The following is a 21,229-nucleotide window of genomic DNA, read 5'->3' as shown; positions in this document are numbered from 1 at the left end:
ATCCGCCATATTGATGTGATTAAAGCTGCTTCAATAACTCTTTCACATCTTTCGAATTTTTGCTGTCTTTGTGCTTATCCAGCCAGTCATTCAATCGACGTTTCGCTTCGCTTTGCAACTGCTTACGCAACACCTGGTCGACTTGTAATGAATAATTCAGCTTCTGCCACGGGCCATACACGCGCAATGGGATTGGCGTGGTTTTCAGCACTTCAATCAGCTTGCTGTCCCCTTCCCAACCGCCCAGCACGGTGACATTAAACCGGGTATCACATTGCTGTTTGACTAAATCCAGTGAACCTTGCCCGGTCAGCTCCAGCATAGAAGATTTCCCTTCCATTTTCTTGAGCTCCAGATTGCCGTTATTGAGTCTGGCCTGCGCCGTGAGGTTATCAAGCGTTGTGACATTGTCGAAGTTTTGTTTAGCCTGCACATCGCTATTGCTGCGCGTTACCGCTTGCTGAATCAACTGCTGGAAGTTCATCCCCTGCATAGTGGAATTTGACAGGGTAATGCTCGCATCACCTTGCCAACTGCGGCGGAAAGCGTCGGCATTGAGTTTGTCGCCGTTAAACTCCCCTTCCATCGACAGCAAGCCAGACAGGGCAATCGGATAGTCGAAGGCAGTCAGAATCTGCCCGATCTCGATGTTGTCTACTTTCGGATGGAAGGTTAATTGCGGTGGGTTGTTGCGAACATCAAGTTCACCCGGGAACGACATGCTACCGCGCCCCAGATTCCCCGTCAGCTCAGACACCGTCATCAGACCATACTGGTTAGTCATCGCCGATTGCACATCGGTGAAGTTCAGCCCGCGCCAGCGCACACTGGAAGCGGCAAGGTTAACCTGCGCACTAAAGCCGCGCAGGTTCTGGTAAGTGGTATCTTCAATTCCTGAGGCGATAATCGGCCGTGGCAACGTCGGTTGCTGTTGCGCCCGCTGTACCGCCTGGGTGTTGGTTACTGCATTCGCAGCCACCAGAGCATCGAGATTCAATTTATTGGAGCGGAGATTGAGCACCCACTGAGGTTTCTCTTCCAGCACCACACTCGCACTGCCTTGCAAATCACTGTCGTTCGCCGTCAATTGCAACTGGCTGAGTTCGAGACGACGCTCAGGTTCAATCCAGCGTGCCGTCATCGAGCTGGTGCCAGAAATCCCGTTAGCAGGAAGATCGGCCCCTTGAAGCTGGTAATTGAACTTAGAGATAGTGGCGCTAAGCTGCTGCGGATAATCGGCAGCATTCAGATCGGCGACCAACGACATGTTCATATCGCGTTGATCGCGGTTAATGCGGCTGCTCAGCTCAATGTGCGCCTGTTTTTTCTCATTCTGCTCCATTTGCAGATTGATATTACGCACCGTGATTTGCTCGTCACCGGTGTGCTGGAACACCAACACGCTGTCGGCAACTTTCAATTTGGCGATATCGAAAGACCAACCTCGTGTTTCGTCAGGTTCCGGGATATTGCCTGATGGGCCAACTGGGGCATCTTTCGCACGGCGCTCTTCAGTTTGCGGGGTAAGTTGAATCACCGCCCCTTTGAGCATCACTTGGTGAACTTTTAATTGGTGGGAAATCAGCGGAATTAACGCGACATCCAGACGCATGTTTTCAGCCGTGAGTAATGGCTGGCTGGCGCCGGGTGCCGTGAGTGACATACGCCCGGATAAAATACTCAGTTGTGGCCAGACGTGCCAACGCAGTGGGCCATCCAGATTCAACTGGTAGCCACTGCGTGATTCAACCTGGCGCACCATATATGCACGAAAGTCATTGGGGTTAACCAACAGCACCAACGCAGAAAGACCGGCTATCAGTACCACCAGCAAGATCATCAGCGTGGTTAAAAATCGTTTCATACAGCCCTCATACAGATGGGAACTCAGTCCTTATCAATACGGCTTGCAACCGCACCTTGCTGATCGCGATATTTTGCATCCTGGCGGCTGTTATAAGGGCGTGCCGCCGGGCCTGAGAGTGGCTCGAAGCTCAGTGCACCGATCATCATGCCAGGGCGTAAAGCCAGCGGTAGTTTACCGGAATTATAGAACTCAAGAACGATACAGCCATGCCAGCCTGGGTCAATACGGTGTGCGGTGACGTGCACCATCAGCCCCAAACGTGCCAGGGATGAACGTCCGTCTAACCAACCGACTAAATCAGCAGGCAGCGTAACGGATTCAAGCGTGACCGCCAGAGCCAACTCGCCAGGGTGCAGGTAGAAGGCATCGCCTTCGTTGAGGACAATTTCGTCGCTCATCACGCGTTCAAGAGCGGCGCTCACTTCATCTTTCGGGCCGCTTAAATCAATAAACGGTGCTGTATGGCCGCTGAAGGTACGGAATTTGTTCCCCAAACGGACATCAACAGTCGCACCGCTAATGCGTTCAACTGGCGGACGAGGGGTAATCGTTAAGCGCCCGTCATCAAGCCAGGCTTCTATATCGCGGTCACACAAACGCATCGTTGATGCTCCTTATCAAGCTCAGTTTTGGTTACCCTGCCACAGCGCGCCAGATATAGCCACGCTACGACAGGTAAATACCAGGGTTATTCAAAGAACTGACTGATTTTCGCCTTCAGAATATCAATGGCGATACGGTTTTTTCCCCCGCGCGGCACGATGATATCGGCATACTGCTTGGAGGGTTCGATGAATTGTAAAAACATAGGACGAACGGTTTTCTGATACTGGGCCATCACGGAATCCATTGAACGGCCACGTTCGTTAACATCGCGTTTCATACGGCGCATCAGGCAAATATCCAGCGGCGTATCCACAAAGATGGAGAAGTTCATCTCTTCGCGCAGGCGCGCATCGGTCAGCAACAAAATCCCTTCCAGAATTATCACTTTCTTGGGCATTAAGTGAACAGTGTTACCGGTACGGGTATGTTCCACATAGCTATAAACCGGCAGCTCAATCGGATTACCGGCTTTCAGCGACTGAAGATGCTGGAACAGCAAATTGTGGTCCATCGCGTTGGGATGGTCGTAATTGGTCTTGACTCGTTCTTCCATCGAAAGATGGCTTTGGTCTTTGTAGTAACTGTCTTCTGGAATGACACCAATGTGTTCATCACCAACCTGATCACGCAGTTCGCGATACAGTGTGCTGGCTATAAGACTTTTTCCTGAAGCCGACGCACCGGCTATCCCGATGATGACGCATTGATGGGACTTGTCAGTCATGTTGTAACGAGCCTTGTTGACTTAAATGTTGAGGAGGGGCGACGTGAGAGACGTCAAACGCGGCAATTATAGGGAGATCCGCCCGCTGATACCAGAGTAATGCGCTTTGGGAGGTGATTTAAGCTACCAGACAGATAAGCTGCACAAAGCAAAGGAATGCAAAGGAATCAATACCCATGCAATAAGAATGGTTTTTCATGCAAAAGGAAAATAAGTCTGTCAAATATCAGTATTTATGACTTCTTGATGCTAATTTATGACCAGACTACATAGGAAATGTAAATTGTTTGTACTAGCATAAACCGAAACTTATCTTTTTATTTGCATCCGGGCATGGCACCTGGCGGCACGCCTTAACGGATTTGCGGTAATGATCAAACAAAGCACAAAAGAGTTATTCGCGATGCCTTCCTTCGTACTGCCTGTGGGGTTGGGGCTTTTAAGCTTTATATTTACCTGGTACTCGCTGGAATTATCTCTTGTAGGGACTGTTTTAGCCCCACTGTGGTTCCCGACCTCCCTAATGATGGTGGCTTTATTCCGCAATACTTTCCGTAAATGGCCCATGGTCATTGCGGTGTGTACATTAGGGAATCTGTGCGCTTCCGCTATTTTTCAGCCACTGCATGAGATTAGTCTCGGGTACACCATCATTAATATTATTGAGGCGTTGCTCGGCGCCTCATTAATGCGCCGCATGTTGCCGCAGCATAACCCGCTGCAAAACCTGAGCAATTGGGTCAAGCTGGTCATCTGTAGCGCGATCGTTCCGCCTATTGTCGGCGGCGTACTGGCGTTATGGCTGGCAGGTCCTGATAGCGGTAACCTCGCCAAAACTTTTTTCGTCTGGGTGCTCTCCGAAACTATCGGCGCGCTTGCGTTAGTGCCAACGGCGTTATTGTTTAAACTTGGCTATTTATTGCGTCATAAAAATCCCAATTTATTACTAGAAACCATATTCACTTTGGTCGTTACGTTGGCCCTTAGCTACCTGACACTGCGTTATATGCCGTGGCCATTTACCTTTATTATTGTGTTTCTGATGTGGAGTGCGATTCGCCTGCCACGTCTGGAAGCCTTTATTGTTTTCCTCGGCACATTGATGGTTGTTTCATTAATGATGGCTACTCACAACCAGGTCTCCATGGAGCCTCATACCACGGTAATGAATAATGCTCCGTGGCTCCCCTTCCTGATGATTTTATTGCCTGCCAACGTCATGACCATGGTGATGTATTCATTCCGTGAAGAGCGCAAGCACATCACTGAAAGCGAAGCGCGTTTTCGTAACGCGATGGAGTATTCCGCCATCGGTATGGCACTGGTTTCGACAGACGGCCAGTGGCTGCAAGTCAATAAATCGCTGAGCAAATTCCTCGGTTATACGGCAGAACAACTGCGTTCGCTGACGTTCCAACAAATCACCCATCCGGAAGATTTACACGCCGATCTACAGCAACTCAATATGTTGGTCAGCGGCAGTATTAATAGCTATTCGATGGAAAAACGCTATTACACCAGTAAAGGTGATGTGGTGTGGGCGTTACTGGCCGTTTCTATCGTGCGTGACGTTGACGGTTCCCCACTCTATTTAATCGCGCAAATTGAAGACATTAACGACCTCAAACATACCGAGTGGGTGAACAAACGTCTGATGGAGCGCATCACGCTGGCTAATGAAGCAGGCGGCATTGGTATTTGGGAATGGGATCTGGGGAGCGATGTTATCAGTTGGGATAAACGCATGTTCGACCTCTACGAAGTCCCGCCACATGTGAAACCAACATACGCTTTGTGGCTTGAACGTATTGTTGCAGATGACGCGGCCGCTGCTGAGAAAACGGTGCGCGATGCCCTACAAGCTCGTATTCCGTTTAAGATGGAATACCGCATCCATGTTAAAGAAGGCGTTCGCCATATCCGTTCGCTGGCAAACCGCGTGCTGAATAAAAATGGTGATGTTGAGCGCCTGCTCGGCATCAACATGGATATGACGGAAGTTAAGCAACTGAACGAAGCGCTGTATCAGGAAAAAGAGCGTCTGCACATCACGCTGGACTCCATCGGTGAGGCCGTAGTTTGTACCGACGTCGATATGAATATCACCTTTATGAACCCGATCGCCGAAAAGCTCAGCGGCTGGCCGCAACAGCAGGCTATCGGCCAACATATTCTGGCTATCCTGCACATCACTTTCGGCGACACAGGCCCGGTGATGGAAAACATTCATAGCGGCGATTATTCACGCACCACCATCGAACATGAGGTGGTTCTGCATTGCCGTAATGGCGGCAGTTACGATATCCATTACAGCATCACGCCGCTCACCACGCTCGATGGGCAAAGTATCGGCTCAGTGCTGGTTATTCAGGACGTGACCGAATCGCGCAAAATGCTCAAACAGTTGAGTTACAGCGCCTCGCACGATGGGCTAACCCACCTTGCCAACCGCGTCAGCTTCGAAAATCATCTCAAACGTTTGCTGCAAAGTGCCGGAGAAAATCGTCAACGCCATGCCCTGGTGTTTATCGACCTCGACCGCTTTAAAGCGGTAAACGACACCGCAGGTCACGCTGCTGGCGATGCGTTACTGCGTGAATTGTCGTCATTGATGCTCAGCATGTTACGCACCGGCGATTTCCTCGCGCGCCTGGGTGGCGATGAATTTGGCTTACTGCTGCCTGATTGCTCATCGGATAATGCGCGCCATATTTCTGAGCGAATAATCCAAAGCATTAACGACTATCACTTTACGTGGAATGGGCGTTTACATCGTATCGGCGCAAGTGCCGGTATCACGCAAGTTGATGCCGACAACCGTATTGCGTCTGAAGTACTCTCGCAGGCAGATATTGCCTGCTACGCCTCGAAGAATGGCGGGCGTGGCCGGGTTACGGTGTTTGAATCTTCACAGCACAGCATCCGCAAAGAGAACCAAAACCTGCCGATGGATGAGCAAAAGCGCATCATTAACGACAGCCCAATCCTGATGGTCGCCCGTGCCATTGCCCCACCGCGCATCCCGGAATCGACCAGTTTCTATCTGCTGTCATTACGTTTCTGGGGAAGTGACGACGCGGTGCTGGATGAGTCTGCATTCCGCGCCGCAGTAACGGACAAAGAGCTGCAATGCACGCTCGATCTGCGGATTTTCGAAGAGTTCTTCAGTAAATATGCCCAGCCAGTGACCAGTAAAGGCTTTGGAGTGGCGCTAGCCCTCTCCTCTCACGGTCTCGCCAGTGACAAAGTGGTCGATGAAATCCTGGCTCGTTTAGCGCGCAGTGTGTTGCCAGCACGCTTGCTGCACCTGGTCATCCATTGCGAAGCGCTACAGAGTGAAGATGAAAAGATTGACAGCAACCTGCAACGCCTGCGTGACAGCGGCTGCCATTTAATCCTCAGTCACGTCGGGCGTGACCTCGACATCTTTAAACGAATTTCACGCCAGAAGTTCAGCTACATCATTGTTGATGAGGAACTGATTCAGAACGTGCATTCCAACCTGATGGACGAAATGATGGTCACCATTATCCACGGTCATGCACAGCGCCAGTTCCTGCAAACCATTGCCGGGCCAGCCGATATGCCGATGGTAATGGACACGCTTTCCGGCATCGGCATCGACCTGATCTATGGTGAAGCTGTCACCCAACCGCTGCCGCTGGAGATGTTGCTTAATACCAGCTATTTCGCGATTAACTGATTCCCTGTGGGAATTGGGATTCAATCGGGAATATCGGGGTGCCAACCCTCGCTATACCAAATATGCAACAACGCATAAGACCGCCAGGGTTTCCAGCGGTCGGCATAACGGCGAATTTGCGCCGGTGTCATACCCGGGAATCGTTGCTTAATCAGGTAATCATCGGCCAGGAAGACATCGCTGGCCTGCCAGCCGCGTAAAGCAATGTAGTTTGCTGTCCAGCGGCCAATGCCTGGATACGTTGTCAGCACCTTGACCCCTTGTTCCACATCTGCAGGGCACTGTTGCGGAAATACCCCTGCCACCATTAAACGCGCCAGATGGATAATCGCTTCGCCGCGTTTAAGCGGCATTCCCAGGGCTTTGAGCTGTTCAGGGCTTAATGATGCCAGGCGCTCGGGCGTTGGGAAAATCCGCCAGTTCGGGTCTTCGGCCATTGGCTCACCAAAAGCTTGCGCCAGTTTGCTGGCGAGTTTTGCCGCCATCGCCACACTCACCAGTTGACCTAAAATCGCCCGTATCGACTGTTCAAAAGTGTCCATACAACCCGGCAAACGCAATCCTGGGCGGGCCGCCGATAAATCCCCCAGGCTTTCAAGAATGATCTGCGGCTGGCATTCGAGATCCAGCAGTTGCTTTATACGTTCCAGAACTTCACTGGCAACCGGCTGCAAACCTGCACTCAGGGTCACATTCAACTGACAGGCCGCTTCGTCAGGAACTAGCGTCAGTAATCCCTGATAGTGACCGAGTGCAAAGCTGCGGCAGTAACTCGTTTCACTGACGGTTTCAATGCCACTGACCGCGCGGCCAGCGAGAAATCCAAACATCCACTGCCAGTCATAAGGCGGGTTGTAGTTCAGTTGATACATTATCTCGTCCTGTGGTTCGTTAACTTCTGCCCAAATAGTTGCCCGACGCCTGACATTCCGCTAAAGTCGCCCCCCTTCTTCACCGGCATGGGGACGTTATGCAATTTATAGGCTTTGATTATGGTACTGCAAACTGCTCTGTAGCAGTGATGCGCGATGGTGTTCCACAAGCGCTGGAGATGGAAAACGGTTCAACATTGCTTCCGTCGATGCTGTGTGCACCAACGCGTGAAGCGGTCAGTGAGTGGTTATATCGCCATCATGAGGTTCCGGCAACCGGGAAAGAAACCCAGGCTTTGCTACGCCGTGCGGTCTCTTTTAACCGCGAAGAAGATATTGATGTTTTGCCCGCTAGTGTGCAGTTCGGGCTCAGTTCCCTGCGCCAGTACATGGAAGACCCTGAAGAGGTTTACTTTGTTAAATCGCCAAAATCTTTCCTTGGCGCCACCGGCTTAAAACCGCAGCAAGTCGCGCTGTTTGAAGATTTAGTCTGCGCCATGATGCTGCACATCCGCAATCAGGCGCAAAGCCAGGTGGCCGAGCCGATTACCCAGGCCGTGATTGGCCGCCCGATTAACTTCCAGGGCTTAGGTGGCGATGAAGCAAACCAGCAGGCGCAAGGTATTCTTGATCGCGCAGCACATCGTGCTGGCTTTAAAGATGTGGTGTTTCAGTTTGAACCGGTAGCCGCAGGCCTGGATTTTGAAGCCACGCTAACCGAAGAAAAACAGGTGCTGGTCGTCGATATCGGTGGCGGTACCACCGACTGCTCAGTCTTGTTGATGGGGCCGCAATGGCGCGCCCGTCGCGACCGCGAACAAAGCCTGCTCGGCCACAGTGGTTGCCGTGTTGGCGGTAACGACCTCGATATTATGCTGGCGTTCAAACAGCTTTCCCCATTATTAGGGATGGGTGGTCAAACAGAGAAAGGCATCGCACTGCCAGTATTGCCGTGGTGGAATGCGGTGGCGATAAATGACGTTCCCGCGCAAAACGATTTTTACAGCAGTGCCAATGGCCGCATGCTCAATGAACTGGTACGTGATTCACGCGATCCTGAAAAAGTCGCGTATCTGCAAAAAGTCTGGCGTCAGCGCCTGAGCTATCGCCTGGTGCGTGCTGCGGAAGAGAGCAAAATTGCGCTTTCCGACAGCCAACAAGTCGCCACGCTGCTGCCGTTTATCAGCAAAGAATTAGGCTGCGAAATCAGCCAACCCGAGCTGGAAAGTGCGATTAGCCAGCCGCTGCAACGGATTCTGGAGCAAGTCACGCTGGCACTGGAAAACAGCGCCGTGAAACCGGATGTGATTTATCTTACCGGCGGTAGCGCCCGTTCACCGTTGCTAAAACAGGCACTGGCGCAGCAATTACCAGGCATTCCGCTGGCAGGCGGCGATGATTTCGGCTCGGTGACCGCAGGTCTGGCCCGCTGGGCTGATGTGGTATTTAAAGACTAAAACACAACGCCGTGGGGAAACTCACGGCGTTTTAGATTTTCAGATGTTTCACCCCATCGGGAAATTCAATTTGCAGCGAAAGCTTGCCGCCCAACGCTTCGATATAACGTTTTAACGTTCCCAATTTGACTTCATTACCGCGTTTTTCAATCGCCGTCACCGCCGGTTGGCTAATGCCCATCGCGTCGGCCAGTTGTTGCTGCGACCAGCCCATTTGCTCGCGAATCATATTCAAACAGCTTTCCAGAATCAGTTCCTGAGTCGCTTCAGCTATTCGTTGCTGACTTTCAGGTGAACGACGAGCAATTAACTCTTCTAATGTGCTGTAACCTTTCGGATTGTTTTTCATATTATTTTTCCTGTGACTTCAACCAAGCTATAAACTCTTTGTCCGCAATCGTGATCATCGATTCGTAGAACCGTTTAGTTTTCGACTTATCACCTGCGCACAACAGAACAGCATTCCGGCGGTAATCAAAAATATAAAATGCCCGAACGGGCTTACCCTGGTGCTGAACTCTCAACTCTTTCATGTTGGCAAAACGTGAACCATTTACAGTGTCGGCATAGGGACGAGGCAAATAAGGCCCCCAAAACCGTAAATGCCCCATCACTGCAAGCATCTTTTCCTGAAGATCATTGTGTTGCTCATCAAACCATTCTTCATACCGTTTTGTAGTCAATATCTTCCATGTCATAGCGTCGCCTTATAAACTATAGGTTATATTTGAAATATAAACTACAGTTTATTGCTGAAGATATGAACAGGATACTATTCAAGCGTATTCCTACGAGCCTGTACGCAAAAAACCGCCTTCTAAGACTTATCCATACAGTACTTCATATTTCCTCCATTTTTCCGCCACCCTCACTCACTACACTAGTATCATTAGGCCTATAGGCTCCAGGAAGAGAACACTTACAACTATGAAAGGCACTCGCACCGCACGTGGGTTATGGATTGCAGCCGCAGTCATTGTCGTTATTGCCGCCGTTTTTTACTGGCGCAGCACGAATTCCAGTAACGACACCTCGGGTTCGCAATCAGCACAACAACGCTCCGCTGGCAGTCGTCATGGGATGCGCGGTGCGGCGCTTGCTCCGGTTCAGGCGGCAATAGCGACCAGTGAATCGGTGCCGCGTTATCTCACTGGCCTCGGTACCATTACTGCGGCAAATACCGTGACGGTACGCAGCCGTGTCGACGGGCAATTACAGGCGATTCACTTCCAGGAAGGGCAACAAGTTAAAGCCGGTGATTTGCTGGCAGAAATCGACCCAAGCCAGTTCAAAATCGCTCTTGCCCAGGCTCAAGGCCAACTGGCAAAAGATCAGGCGACTCTCGCCAATGCCCGCCGAGATTTGGCGCGTTTTCAGCAACTGGTCAAAACCAACCTGGTATCCCGCCAGGAACTGGACGCCCAACAAGCGTTAGTCAATGAATCTGTCGGTACCATTAAGGCCGATGAAGCCGCCGTTGCCAGCGCGCAATTACAGCTCGACTGGAGCCGCATCACCGCACCGATTGATGGCCGCGTCGGCTTAAAACTAGTCGATGTCGGCAACCAGATTTCCAGCAGTGATACCACTGGCATTGTGGTTCTCACCCAAACGCACCCTATCGACCTGATTTTCACCTTGCCTGAAAATGATATTGCCACGGTGGTAAAAGCACAGAAAGCGGGTATGACACTGAGCGTCGAAGCGTGGGATCGTACCAACAAGCTGAAACTAAGCAGCGGTGCTTTACTGAGTCTCGACAACCAAATCGACGCCACCACCGGTACCATCAAACTCAAGGCGCGTTTCAATAACGAAGACGACGCGCTGTTCCCAAACCAGTTCGTTAACGCGCGCATGTTGGTAGATACCCAGCAAAATGCAGTCGTCATCCCGACTGCAGCAGTACAAATGGGTAACGAAGGCAACTTCGTTTGGGTGCTTAATAGCGAAGATAAAGTCAGCAAACATCTGGTAACCATCGGCATTCAGGATAGCCAGAAAGTCGTGATCACCGCCGGGGTTTCTGCAGGTGACCGCGTGATAACCGACGGTATTGACCGCCTGACCGAAGGCGCCAAAGTGGAAGTGGTTGAAGCACAATCCGCGACCTCAACCACGCCGGCAAAAAGCACTGACGCGCCAGCAAAACATCATCGTAACGGAGCGGCTTCCTGATGCAGGTATTACCCCCTGGCGCCACAGGAGGCCCATCGCGCCTGTTTATCCTGCGGCCTGTTGCCACCACCCTGCTAATGGTGGCTATCTTAATTGCCGGGATTATCGGTTACCGCTTCCTGCCAGTTTCAGCGCTACCAGAAGTCGATTACCCGACAATTCAGGTCGTCACACTCTATCCAGGTGCCAGCCCGGATGTGGTGACATCGGCGATCACCGCCCCACTTGAACGCCAGTTTGGGCAGATGTCTGGCCTGAAACAAATGTCTTCGCAAAGTGCCGGTGGAGCTTCGGTGGTGACGCTGCAATTCCAGCTAACGCTGCCGCTTGATGTCGCCGAACAAGAAGTGCAAGCGGCGATTAACGCCGCCACTAACCTGTTGCCGACTGACCTGCCGAACCCGCCGGTTTACAGCAAAGTGAACCCGGCCGATCCGCCGATTATGACGCTCGCCGTCACCTCAACCGCCATGCCGATGACGCAAGTCGAAGATATGGTGGAAACGCGCGTGGCGCAGAAAATCTCCCAGGTTTCCGGTGTCGGCCTGGTAACGCTTTCCGGCGGCCAGCGCCCTGCGGTGCGCGTGAAACTGAATGCACCAGCGATTGCCGCACTAGGTTTAACCAGCGAAACTGTACGCACCGCAATTACCAGCGCCAACGTCAATTCGGCAAAAGGCAGCCTTGATGGCCCGGACCGCTCCGTGACGCTATCTGCAAACGACCAAATGCAGTCTGCCGCGGAGTATCGCAATCTGATTATTGCTTACCAGAACGGTGCGCCGATTCGCCTTGGCGATGTCGCCACCGTTGAGCAAGGGGCGGAAAACGCCTGGCTCGGTGCATGGGCCAACAAGCAGCCGGCGATTGTGATGAACGTGCAACGCCAGCCTGGCGCGAATATCATCGACACCGCCGACAGCATTCGTGCGATGTTGCCCGCATTAACCAAAAGTTTGCCTAAATCGGTCGAAGTGAAATTACTCAGCGACCGCACCACCAATATTCGTGCCTCGGTCAGCGACACCCAGCATGAGTTGATGCTCGCCATCGCCCTGGTGGTGATGATTATTTACCTGTTCCTGCGCAATGTCCCGGCGACCATTATCCCGGCGGTGGCGGTTCCGCTGTCGTTGATTGGTACCTTTGGCGTGATGGTGTTTCTTGATTTTTCGATCAACAACCTGACGCTAATGGCGCTCACTATCGCCACCGGTTTTGTGGTTGATGACGCGATAGTGGTGATTGAAAACATCTCGCGTTATATCGAAAAAGGCGAAAAGCCGCTGGCTGCCTCATTGAAAGGGGCCGGAGAAATTGGCTTCACGATTATCTCGCTGACCTTTTCGCTGATTGCGGTACTGATCCCCCTGCTGTTTATGGGCGATATTGTTGGCCGCCTGTTCCGCGAGTTTGCCGTCACGCTGGCGATCGCCATTTTAATCTCAGCGGTAGTGTCATTAACGCTAACGCCGATGATGTGCGCACGCATGTTAAGCCACGAATCGCTGCGCAAACAGAACCGTTTTTCGCGCGCCAGTGAGCGTTTCTTCGACCGTGTGATTGCCGGATATGGCCGCCTGTTGACCCGCGTGTTGCACCACCCGTGGCTGACACTGGGCGTGGCGTTTGGCACCCTGGCGCTGACGGTAGTGCTGTGGATTTTCATTCCTAAAGGCTTCTTCCCGATTCAGGATAACGGGATTATTCAGGGCACCTTGCAGGCACCCCAATCGGTTTCGTTTTCCAGCATGGCGCAGCGCCAGCAGCAGGTTGCCGATGTCATCATGAAAGATCCGGCGGTCGAAAGCCTGACGTCGTTTATTGGCGTGGATGGCACCAACCCGTCGCTCAACAGTGCGCGTTTGCAAATCAACCTCAAGCCGCTGAACGACCGTGACGACCGTATTCCAGTGGTGATTCAGAGGCTGCAAAATAATGTGGCTAAAGTGCCGGGCGTCGAGCTTTACCTGCAACCGGTGCAGGATCTGACCATCGACACCACCGTCAGCCGCACGCAGTATCAGTTCACCTTACAGGCTACCTCGCTTGACGAACTCAGCACCTGGGTACCGCAACTAACCGAAAAACTGCGCGCGCTGCCGGAACTCGCGGATGTCAGCAGCGACTGGCAGGATCAGGGGCTGGTGGCATATATCAATGTTGACCGCGCCAGCGCCAGCCGCCTGGGTATTTCGATGTCAGATGTCGATAACGCACTGTATAACGCCTTTGGTCAGCGCCTGATTTCCACCATTTACACCCAGGCCAACCAGTATCGCGTGGTGCTCGAACACGACACCAGTACCACGCCTGGGCTAAGCGGGCTGGATAACATTCGCCTTGCCAGCACCGATGGCGGCAGCGTGCCGCTCAGCGCCATTGCCAAAATCGAGCAGCGTTTTGCACCGCTGACCGTCAACCATCTCGACCAGTTCCCGTCGTCCACGTTCTCCTTCAACGTCACCAGTGACCATTCGCTCGGCGAAGCGGTGCAGGCGATTACGGCGGCGGAAAAAGATCTGGCGATGCCAGCGGACATCAGCACCCAATTCCAGGGTAGCACCCTCGCCTTCCAGGCGGCGTTAGGCAACACCATCTGGTTGATTGTTGCCTCGGTAGTGGCGATGTACATCGTGCTCGGCGTGTTGTACGAAAGCTTTATTCACCCGATTACTATTTTGTCGACGTTGCCAACGGCAGGTGTCGGGGCGCTACTGGCGCTGATGCTGGCGGGAGCTGAACTGGATGTTATCGCCATTATCGGCATCATTTTGCTTATCGGTATCGTCAAGAAAAACGCCATCATGATGATCGACTTCGCGCTGGCAGCTGAACGTGAACAAGGGATGAAACCCTACGACGCGATTTATCAGGCCTGCTTACTGCGCTTCCGCCCGATACTGATGACCACCCTTGCCGCATTGCTGGGTGCATTACCGTTGATGCTGTCGATGGGTGTTGGTGCGGAACTGCGCCGCCCGCTGGGTATCGGCATGGTCGGCGGGTTGCTGGTCAGCCAGGTGCTAACGCTGTTTACTACGCCGGTTATCTATTTGCTGTTCGATAACCTGTCGCACGCGGTGCGTCGCCGTTTTGCTCGTCGTGATGAGGAAGTGCTGTGAAATTCTTCGCACTGTTCATCTATCGGCCAGTCGCCACCATTTTACTGACTGTCGCCATTACCTTGTGCGGCGTGCTGGGCTTCCGTCTGCTGCCGGTAGCCCCGCTGCCGCAGGTGGATTTCCCGGTGATTATGGTTAGTGCATCACTGCCGGGCGCTTCGCCAGAAACTATGGCTTCGTCGGTTGCCACACCGCTTGAGCGCGCACTCGGGCGCATTGCGGGCGTGAATGAGATGACCTCATCAAGTTCACTGGGCAGTACGCGCATCATTCTGGAATTTACCTTCGACAGGGATATCAACGGCGCTGCACGCGATGTGCAGGCGGCAATCAACGCGGCGCAAAGTTTGTTACCGAGCGGAATGCCAAGCCGCCCGACCTACCGCAAAGCCAACCCGTCAGATGCACCGATTATGATTCTGACGCTGACTTCCGACACCTTTTCCCAGGGGAAGTTATATGATTTTGCCTCCACGCAACTGGCGCAAACCGTGGCGCAAATTGATGGCGTGGGCGATGTGGATGTCGGCGGCAGCTCGCTCCCGGCGGTACGCGTGGCGCTCAACCCGCAAGCGCTGTTTAACCAGGGCGTTTCACTGGATGCCGTGCGTACCACTATTGATAACGCCAACGTCCGTCGCCCGCAAGGTGTGGTGGAAGACAGCTCACGCCGCTGGCAATTGCAGACTAATGATGAACTGAAAACCGCAGCCGAATATCAGCCGTTGATCATCCATTACAACAACGGTGGGGCGGTGCATTTGAGCGATGTCGCCACCGTGAGCGACTCGGTGCAGGATGTGCGTAACGCAGGGATGGCAAACGCGAAACCGGCAATTTTGCTGATGATCCGTAAGTCACAGGAAGCCAACATCATCGAAACGGTGGACCGCATTCGGGCAAAAATCCCCGATCTGCGTGAAACCATTCCGGCTTCAATAGATTTGCAAATCGCTCAGGATCGCTCGCCAACCATTCGTGCCTCACTTGCGGAAGTCGAGCAATCGCTGGTGATTTCAGTCGCGCTGGTGATTCTGGTGGTGTTCCTGTTCCTGCGCTCTGGCCGCGCCACGCTTATTCCAGCGGTAGCGGTTCCGGTGTCGTTAATCGGCACGTTTATCGCCATGTATCTGTGCGGCTTTAGCCTGAACAACTTGTCGCTAATGGCGCTAACGATTGCCACCGGTTTTGTGGTGGATGACGCCATTGTGGTGCTGGAAAATATTTCACGTCATCTCGAAGCGGGAGTTAAACCGTTGCAGGCCGCACTTCAGGGGGTGCGCGAAGTCGGGTTTACCGTGCTGTCAATGAGCTTATCGCTGGTGGCGGTATTCCTGCCGTTGCTATTAATGGGCGGGTTGCCTGGCCGCTTGTTTAAAGAGTTTGCCGTCACGCTGTCGGTCGCCATCGGGATTTCGCTGGTGGTGTCGATTACCCTGACGCCGATGATGTGTGGCTGGTTATTAAAGAATAACCCGAAGCATTCTCCGACTCGTCAGCGTGGATTTGGTCGCCTGTTAGTGGCGATGCAGCAAGGCTATGGCCGCTCGCTGAAGTGGGTGTTGAATCATACCAAACTGGTTGGCGTAGTGCTGTTGGCGACCATGGCGCTCAACGTTTGGCTGTATATCGCCATCCCGAAAACCTTTTTCCCGGAGCAAGATACCGGACGTTTGATGGGCAATATTCAGGCCGACCAAAGCATTTCCTTCCAGGCGATGCGCGGTAAGTTGCAGGATTTCATGAAGATTGTGCGTGATGATCCGGCCGTGGAGAACGTCACCGGCTTTACCGGTGGTTCGCGCGTTAACAGCGGCATGATGTTTATCTCGCTCAAGCCACTTTCCGAGCGCAAAGAAACCGCGCAACAAGTGATCGACCGCCTGCGCAAATCACTGGCAAAAGAGCCGGGTGCCAGCCTGTTCTTGATGGCGGTGCAGGATATTCGTGTCGGTGGCCGTCAGGCCAACGCCAGTTACCAGTACACGCTGCTTTCCGATAATTTGGCCGATCTGCGAACCTGGGAGCCAAAAATCCGCCAGGCGCTGAGCAAACTGCCGCAACTTGCTGACGTTAACTCCGACAGCCAAAACAATGGCGCGGAAATGGATCTGCTTTATGACCGTGACTCGATGGCGCGTCTGGGAATTAGCGTACAAGACGCCAATGCCTTGTTGAATAACGCCTTCGGCCAGCGCCAGATTTCAACCATCTATCAGCCGCTTAACCAGTACAAAGTGGTGATGGAAGTTGACCCGCGCTATACGCAAGACATCAGCGCACTGGATCAAATGTTCGTCATTAATAAAGAAGGCAAAGCGATACCGCTGTCGTGGTTTGCAAAATGGCAGCCCGCAAATGCGCCGCTGTCGGTGAACCACCAGGGGCTTTCTGCCGCCTCGACGGTTTCCTTTAACCTGCCGACGGGTGTCTCGTTGTCACAAGCCAGTGAAGCTATCGACCGTACCATGACCGCGCTCGGCGTGCCTTCAACGGTGCGCGGCATGTACGCCGGTACCGCGCAAGTTTTCCAGGACACCATGAAATCGCAGGTGTTGTTAATCATCGCCGCCATCGCCACGGTCTATATCGTGTTGGGAATTTTGTACGAGAGCTACGTTCACCCGTTGACGATTCTCTCGACTTTGCCGTCTGCGGGGGTTGGCGCATTGCTGGCGCTGGAAATTTTTGGTGCGCCATTTAGCCTGATTGCGCTCATCGGTATCATGCTGTTAATCGGCATCGTGAAGAAGAACGCCATCATGATGGTGGACTTCGCCATCGACGCGCAGCGCAACGGCAATCTGCAACCTGAAGAGGCCATTTTCCAGGCCTGCTTGCTGCGTTTCCGCCCGATTATGATGACCACGCTGGCAGCGCTGTTTGGCGCATTACCTTTGGTGCTTACCAGCGGTGATGGCGCGGAACTACGCCAGCCGCTCGGGATTACCATTGTCGGCGGTCTGGTGGTCAGCCAATTGCTGACGCTGTACACCACGCCGGTGGTGTATCTGTTCTTTGACCGTTTACGGATGCGGTTTGCGCGTAAAACCACTTCAGCAATCGCTGGCGGGTGACGCTTTGCTTAACCGCCCTACAAAACCTTGCCGTTGTAGGGTGGATAAGCGCCAGCGTCATCCACCGTTTATGAAGGATAGTTAAATGACTGAACTGCCTGCTGCCGTGCGCTGGCAACTGTGGATTGTCGCCTTCGGCTTCTTCATGCAGTCGCTGGACACCACCATCGTCAATACCGCTCTGCCCTCCATGGCGGCGAGCCTCGGTGAAAGCCCGCTGCATATGCACTCGGTGATTGTGTCGTATGTCTTAACGGTGGCGGTAATGTTACCCGCCAGCGGCTGGCTGGCTGACCGTGTTGGCGTACGCAATATCTTTTTCACCGCCATCGTCTTGTTCACTATCGGTTCGCTGTTATGTGCCCATGCTGCAACCCTTGACGAGCTGGTGATGGCGCGCGTGGTGCAAGGGATCGGTGGCGCAATGATGGTGCCGGTTGGGCGTTTGACGGTGATGAAAATCGTCCCGCGCGAGCAGTATATGGCGGCGATGACCTTCGTCACCTTGCCTGGGCAAATTGGCCCGTTGCTTGGCCCGGCGCTCGGCGGCGTGCTGGTGGAATACGCCTCCTGGCACTGGATCTTCTTAATTAATCTTCCGGTGGGCATTATCGGTGCCATCGCCACGCTGTGGCTAATGCCAAACTACACCATGCAGACGCGCAAATTCGACATGATGGGTTTTGTGCTGCTGGCCTTCGGTATGGCGGCGCTGACCATTGCGCTGGATGGCGCCAAAGGTTTGGGCATCACGCCATCAACGCTGTGGATGTTGGTCGGCGGCGGATCGGCGGCAATGGCGCTCTATTTGTGGCACGCCAAAGCCAATGACAACGCTTTGTTCAACCTCAATCTATTTAAGACGCAGACCTTTTCACTCGGTTTACTGGGCAGCTTCTGCGGACGCATCGGCAGCGGCATGATCCCGTTTATGACGCCAGTGTTTCTGCAAATCGGCCTCGGGTTTTCGCCGTTCCACGCTGGGTTAATGATGGTCCCGATGGTGCTGGGCAGCATGGGCATGAAACGCATTGTGGTGCAGGTGGTAAATCGCTTTGGCTACCGCAACGTGTTAGTCACCTCCACGCTTGCTCTGGCGCTGGTCATCTTATTGTTTATGGCAACCGCGCTGATGGGCTGGTATTACGCGCTGCCGGTGGTGCTGTTCTTGCTCGGAATGGTGAACTCCACCCGCTTCTCGTCAATGAACACCCTGACGCTAAAAGATCTACCTGACGATCTGGCAAGCTCCGGCAACAGTTTGTTGTCGATGGTGATGCAGCTTTCGATGAGTATTGGCGTCACCATCGCCGGATTGTTACTGGGCATGTATGGCCATCATCAACTGACGGCAGATAGCACCGTGGTTCACAGGGTCTTTATGTATACGTATCTCAGCATGGCAGTGGTTATCGCTCTGCCAGCGCTAATTTTTGCTCGCGTCCCGAAGGACACCACCAAAAATGTCGTGATTGCGCGGCGTAAAAGGAGTAGCTCATGAAGCTGTGGCGGCCTGGCATTACCGGCAAACTGTTTTTGGCGATTTTCTCCACCTGCCTGGTGGTACTCGCCACCATGCACTGGGGCGTGCGGCTCAGCTTCGAACATGGGTTTATTGACTACATCAAACGCGGCAATGAACAGCGTCTGGAGATGCTCAGCGAAGCGCTGGGCGAACAATATGCGCAGCACGGTAACTGGCAGTTCCTGCGCAACAACGACCGTTTTATGTTCAAGCTATTGCGCTCTTTTGAGCATAGCGATGATGAAAATCATAACCTGCCACCCCACGGCTGGCGCACCCAGTTTTGGGTTGTCGATGAAGATTACAAAGTACTGGTTGGCCCGCGCGGCCCGGTTCCCGGCGATGGTATGCGCCGGGCGATTAACGTGAATGGCCGTGACGCAGGTTGGGTAGTGGCTTCGCCCGTTGAACGGCTCACACGCAACACCGATATTAATTTCGACAGGCAGCAACGTCGCACCAGTTGGATTATCGTCGCTTTCTCCTCCCTGCTTGCGGCGGCGGCCACCTTCTTCCTCGCTCGCGGGTTACTGGCTCCGGTGAAACGGCTGGTTGAAGGCACTCATAAACTGGCCGCTGGGGATTTCACCACTCGCGTCGATCCCACCAGCCAGGATGAACTGGGCAAACTGGCGCAAGACTTTAACCAACTTGCCAGTACGCTTGAGAAAAACCACAACATGCGCCGCGCTTACATGGCGGATATTTCCCATGAATTACGCACCCCGCTAGCCATTTTGCGTGGCGAGCTGGAAGCGATTCAGGATGGCGTGCGCAAATTCACTCCTGAATCCGTTGTCTCGCTACAAATGGAAGTCGCGACGCTAACCAAACTGGTTGATGACTTGCACCAGTTGTCGATGTCCGACGAAGGGGCATTGGCCTATCAGAAGCAGTCGCTGGATATTATCAACCTACTGGAAATTGTTGCTGGCGCGTTCCGTGAGCGTTTTAATTCGCGCGGTTTAACCATTAGCCTGGCACTGCCGGACAGCGTGACCATTTTTGGTGATAGTGACCGTTTAATGCAATTATTCAATAATTTGCTGGAAAACAGCCTGCGTTATACTGATGCCGGTGGGCAATTGGTTATTTCCGGTGAAGTGGTGAATCAGCGTTTCGTGATGCACTTCGCCGACAGCGCGCCGGGCGTCAATGACGAACAGTTGACCATGTTGTTTGAGCGCTTTTACCGAACCGAAGGTTCACGCAACCGCGCCAGTGGCGGCTCAGGGCTTGGGTTGTCTATCTGCCAGAACATTGTCGACGCCCATAATGGCAAGCTTTCCGCGACCCATTCGCCTTTCGGCGGGGTTAGCATTACAGTAGAGTTACCGCTGGAGCCAGAATCGTTGAGACCTGTATGACCGAGTTACCGATTGACGAAAACACACCGCGCATCTTAATTGTTGAAGACGAGCCTAAGCTCGGCCAACTGTTAATTGATTACTTACGTGCTGCGGGATATGCACCAGAATTAATTACCCACGGCGATAAAGTGCTGGCTTTTGTGCGCCAGACACCACCGGATTTAATCCTGCTCGACTTAATGCTCCCCGGCACCGACGGCCTGACACTGTGCCGTGAAATCCGCCGCTTCTGCGAAATTCCCATCGTGATGGTGACCGCCAAAATCGAGGAAATCGACCGTCTGTTAGGGCTGGAAATTGGTGCCGATGATTACATCTGCAAACCTTACAGCCCGCGTGAAGTCGTGGCACGAGTCAAAACCATTTTGCGCCGCTGCAAACGCCAGCGCGACCCCATCGCTGCCGATGAAATTAGCCCGTTGATTATCGATGAAAGCCGCTTCCAGGCCAGCTGGCACGACAAACTGCTGGATTTAACTCCGGCTGAATTTCGTCTGTTAAAAACCCTGTCACATGAACCGGGTAAAGTCTTTTCACGCGAACAACTGTTAAACCAGCTTTATGACGATTACCGCGTCGTCACCGACCGCACCATCGACAGCCATATTAAAAACCTGCGCCGTAAGCTCGAAGCGCTGGATGAAGAACAGTCGTTTATCCGTGCCGTGTATGGCGTGGGTTACCGCTGGGAAGCCGATGCCAGCCGGATTGATTAACCTCATTTA

14 protein-coding genes are annotated in these 21,229 nt (G+C 53.1%); 8 read left to right on the top strand and 6 right to left on the bottom strand.

Annotated elements, in window-relative coordinates; all coding sequences use genetic code 11:
- Window positions 1-19: 19 nt before the first annotated feature.
- The 3 genes from asmA to udk form a co-directional block, all read right to left on the bottom strand.
- Window positions 20-1,864, bottom strand: a complete 1,845-nt coding sequence (gene asmA, locus MNO13_RS07890; RefSeq protein WP_237931625.1) for an outer membrane assembly protein AsmA — start codon at window positions 1,862-1,864, stop codon at window positions 20-22.
- A gap of 23 nt (window positions 1,865-1,887) precedes the next feature.
- Entirely contained in the window at window positions 1,888-2,469 is a 582-nt protein-coding gene (dcd, locus tag MNO13_RS07885) for a dCTP deaminase (RefSeq protein WP_064545189.1), read from the bottom strand.
- A gap of 86 nt (window positions 2,470-2,555) precedes the next feature.
- Complete coding sequence (gene udk / locus MNO13_RS07880) at window positions 2,556-3,197, bottom strand: uridine kinase (RefSeq protein WP_064545187.1); 642 nt, start codon at window positions 3,195-3,197, stop codon at window positions 2,556-2,558.
- A gap of 370 nt (window positions 3,198-3,567) precedes the next feature.
- Between udk and MNO13_RS07875 the strand changes: the two genes are divergently transcribed.
- Window positions 3,568-6,900, top strand: a complete 3,333-nt coding sequence (locus MNO13_RS07875) for a diguanylate cyclase (RefSeq protein ID WP_241939722.1) — start codon at window positions 3,568-3,570, stop codon at window positions 6,898-6,900.
- A 20-nt stretch (window positions 6,901-6,920) separates the two neighbouring features.
- Here the strand turns inward: MNO13_RS07875 and alkA are convergent, their stop codons facing one another.
- On the bottom strand, window positions 6,921-7,772 hold the full coding sequence (gene alkA / locus MNO13_RS07870; RefSeq protein WP_241939721.1) for a DNA-3-methyladenine glycosylase 2: 852 nt from the start codon (window positions 7,770-7,772) through the stop codon (window positions 6,921-6,923).
- A gap of 98 nt (window positions 7,773-7,870) precedes the next feature.
- Between alkA and yegD the strand changes: the two genes are divergently transcribed.
- On the top strand, window positions 7,871-9,229 hold the full coding sequence (yegD, locus tag MNO13_RS07865; protein ID WP_064545181.1) for a molecular chaperone: 1,359 nt from the start codon (window positions 7,871-7,873) through the stop codon (window positions 9,227-9,229).
- 31 nt (window positions 9,230-9,260) lie between these two features.
- On the opposite strand, the gene MNO13_RS07860 is transcribed toward yegD, so the two are convergent.
- Window positions 9,261-9,578, bottom strand: a complete 318-nt coding sequence (locus MNO13_RS07860) for a helix-turn-helix domain-containing protein (protein WP_064545179.1) — start codon at window positions 9,576-9,578, stop codon at window positions 9,261-9,263.
- A 1-nt stretch (window position 9,579) separates the two neighbouring features.
- A complete protein-coding gene (locus tag MNO13_RS07855; protein ID WP_241939720.1) occupies window positions 9,580-9,927 on the bottom strand; it encodes a type II toxin-antitoxin system RelE/ParE family toxin in 348 nt (115 codons plus the stop codon).
- Window positions 9,928-10,156: 229 nt separating this feature from the next.
- Here MNO13_RS07855 and MNO13_RS07850 point away from each other — a divergent pair, with 229 nt between their 5' ends.
- The 6 genes from MNO13_RS07850 (at window position 10,157) to baeR (ending at window position 21,220) form a co-directional block, all read left to right on the top strand.
- The gene (locus MNO13_RS07850; protein WP_232886677.1) at window positions 10,157-11,407 is read left to right on the top strand and encodes an MdtA/MuxA family multidrug efflux RND transporter periplasmic adaptor subunit; all 1,251 of its coding nucleotides are present in this window, start codon (window positions 10,157-10,159) and stop codon (window positions 11,405-11,407) included.
- Entirely contained in the window at window positions 11,407-14,532 is a 3,126-nt protein-coding gene (locus MNO13_RS07845) for an MdtB/MuxB family multidrug efflux RND transporter permease subunit (RefSeq protein ID WP_237930347.1), read from the top strand. The genes MNO13_RS07850 and MNO13_RS07845 overlap by 1 nt, the downstream gene beginning before the upstream one ends.
- Complete coding sequence (gene mdtC / locus MNO13_RS07840) at window positions 14,529-17,609, top strand: multidrug efflux RND transporter permease subunit MdtC (RefSeq protein ID WP_241939719.1); 3,081 nt, start codon at window positions 14,529-14,531, stop codon at window positions 17,607-17,609. The genes MNO13_RS07845 and mdtC overlap by 4 nt, the downstream gene beginning before the upstream one ends.
- An 85-nt stretch (window positions 17,610-17,694) precedes the next feature.
- The gene (mdtD, locus tag MNO13_RS07835; RefSeq protein ID WP_241939718.1) at window positions 17,695-19,110 is read left to right on the top strand and encodes an MFS transporter; all 1,416 of its coding nucleotides are present in this window, start codon (window positions 17,695-17,697) and stop codon (window positions 19,108-19,110) included.
- On the top strand, window positions 19,107-20,501 hold the full coding sequence (gene baeS / locus MNO13_RS07830; protein WP_064545167.1) for an envelope stress sensor histidine kinase BaeS: 1,395 nt from the start codon (window positions 19,107-19,109) through the stop codon (window positions 20,499-20,501). Before mdtD ends, baeS begins: the two co-directional genes overlap by 4 nt.
- Window positions 20,498-21,220, top strand: coding sequence for an envelope stress response regulator BaeR (baeR, locus tag MNO13_RS07825; RefSeq protein ID WP_064545165.1), 723 nt, complete (start codon window positions 20,498-20,500; stop codon window positions 21,218-21,220). The genes baeS and baeR overlap by 4 nt, the downstream gene beginning before the upstream one ends.
- The last annotated feature ends 9 nt before the right edge of the window (window positions 21,221-21,229 follow it).

This window comes from Buttiauxella ferragutiae (assembly GCF_022637515.1).
Lineage (GTDB): Bacteria > Pseudomonadota > Gammaproteobacteria > Enterobacterales > Enterobacteriaceae > Buttiauxella > Buttiauxella ferragutiae.
This window is presented reverse-complemented; position numbering and strand designations above follow the sequence as displayed.

What these genes read in the sequence shown, in the direction of transcription:
- MNO13_RS07855 (WP_241939720.1), bottom strand. Translation starts at nt 9,927, where the DNA reads ATGACATGGAAGATATTGACTACAAAACGGTATGAAGAATGGTTTGAT.
- baeR (WP_064545165.1), top strand. Translation starts at nt 20,498, where the DNA reads ATGACCGAGTTACCGATTGACGAAAACACACCGCGCATCTTAATTGTT.
- MNO13_RS07875 (WP_241939722.1), top strand. Translation starts at nt 3,568, where the DNA reads ATGATCAAACAAAGCACAAAAGAGTTATTCGCGATGCCTTCCTTCGTA.
- MNO13_RS07860 (WP_064545179.1), bottom strand. Translation starts at nt 9,578, where the DNA reads ATGAAAAACAATCCGAAAGGTTACAGCACATTAGAAGAGTTAATTGCT.
- yegD (WP_064545181.1), top strand. Translation starts at nt 7,871, where the DNA reads ATGCAATTTATAGGCTTTGATTATGGTACTGCAAACTGCTCTGTAGCA.
- MNO13_RS07850 (WP_232886677.1), top strand. Translation starts at nt 10,157, where the DNA reads ATGAAAGGCACTCGCACCGCACGTGGGTTATGGATTGCAGCCGCAGTC.
- MNO13_RS07845 (WP_237930347.1), top strand. Translation starts at nt 11,407, where the DNA reads ATGCAGGTATTACCCCCTGGCGCCACAGGAGGCCCATCGCGCCTGTTT.
- alkA (WP_241939721.1), bottom strand. Translation starts at nt 7,772, where the DNA reads ATGTATCAACTGAACTACAACCCGCCTTATGACTGGCAGTGGATGTTT.
- dcd (WP_064545189.1), bottom strand. Translation starts at nt 2,469, where the DNA reads ATGCGTTTGTGTGACCGCGATATAGAAGCCTGGCTTGATGACGGGCGC.
- asmA (WP_237931625.1), bottom strand. Translation starts at nt 1,864, where the DNA reads ATGAAACGATTTTTAACCACGCTGATGATCTTGCTGGTGGTACTGATA.
- udk (WP_064545187.1), bottom strand. Translation starts at nt 3,197, where the DNA reads ATGACTGACAAGTCCCATCAATGCGTCATCATCGGGATAGCCGGTGCG.
- mdtD (WP_241939718.1), top strand. Translation starts at nt 17,695, where the DNA reads ATGACTGAACTGCCTGCTGCCGTGCGCTGGCAACTGTGGATTGTCGCC.
- baeS (WP_064545167.1), top strand. Translation starts at nt 19,107, where the DNA reads ATGAAGCTGTGGCGGCCTGGCATTACCGGCAAACTGTTTTTGGCGATT.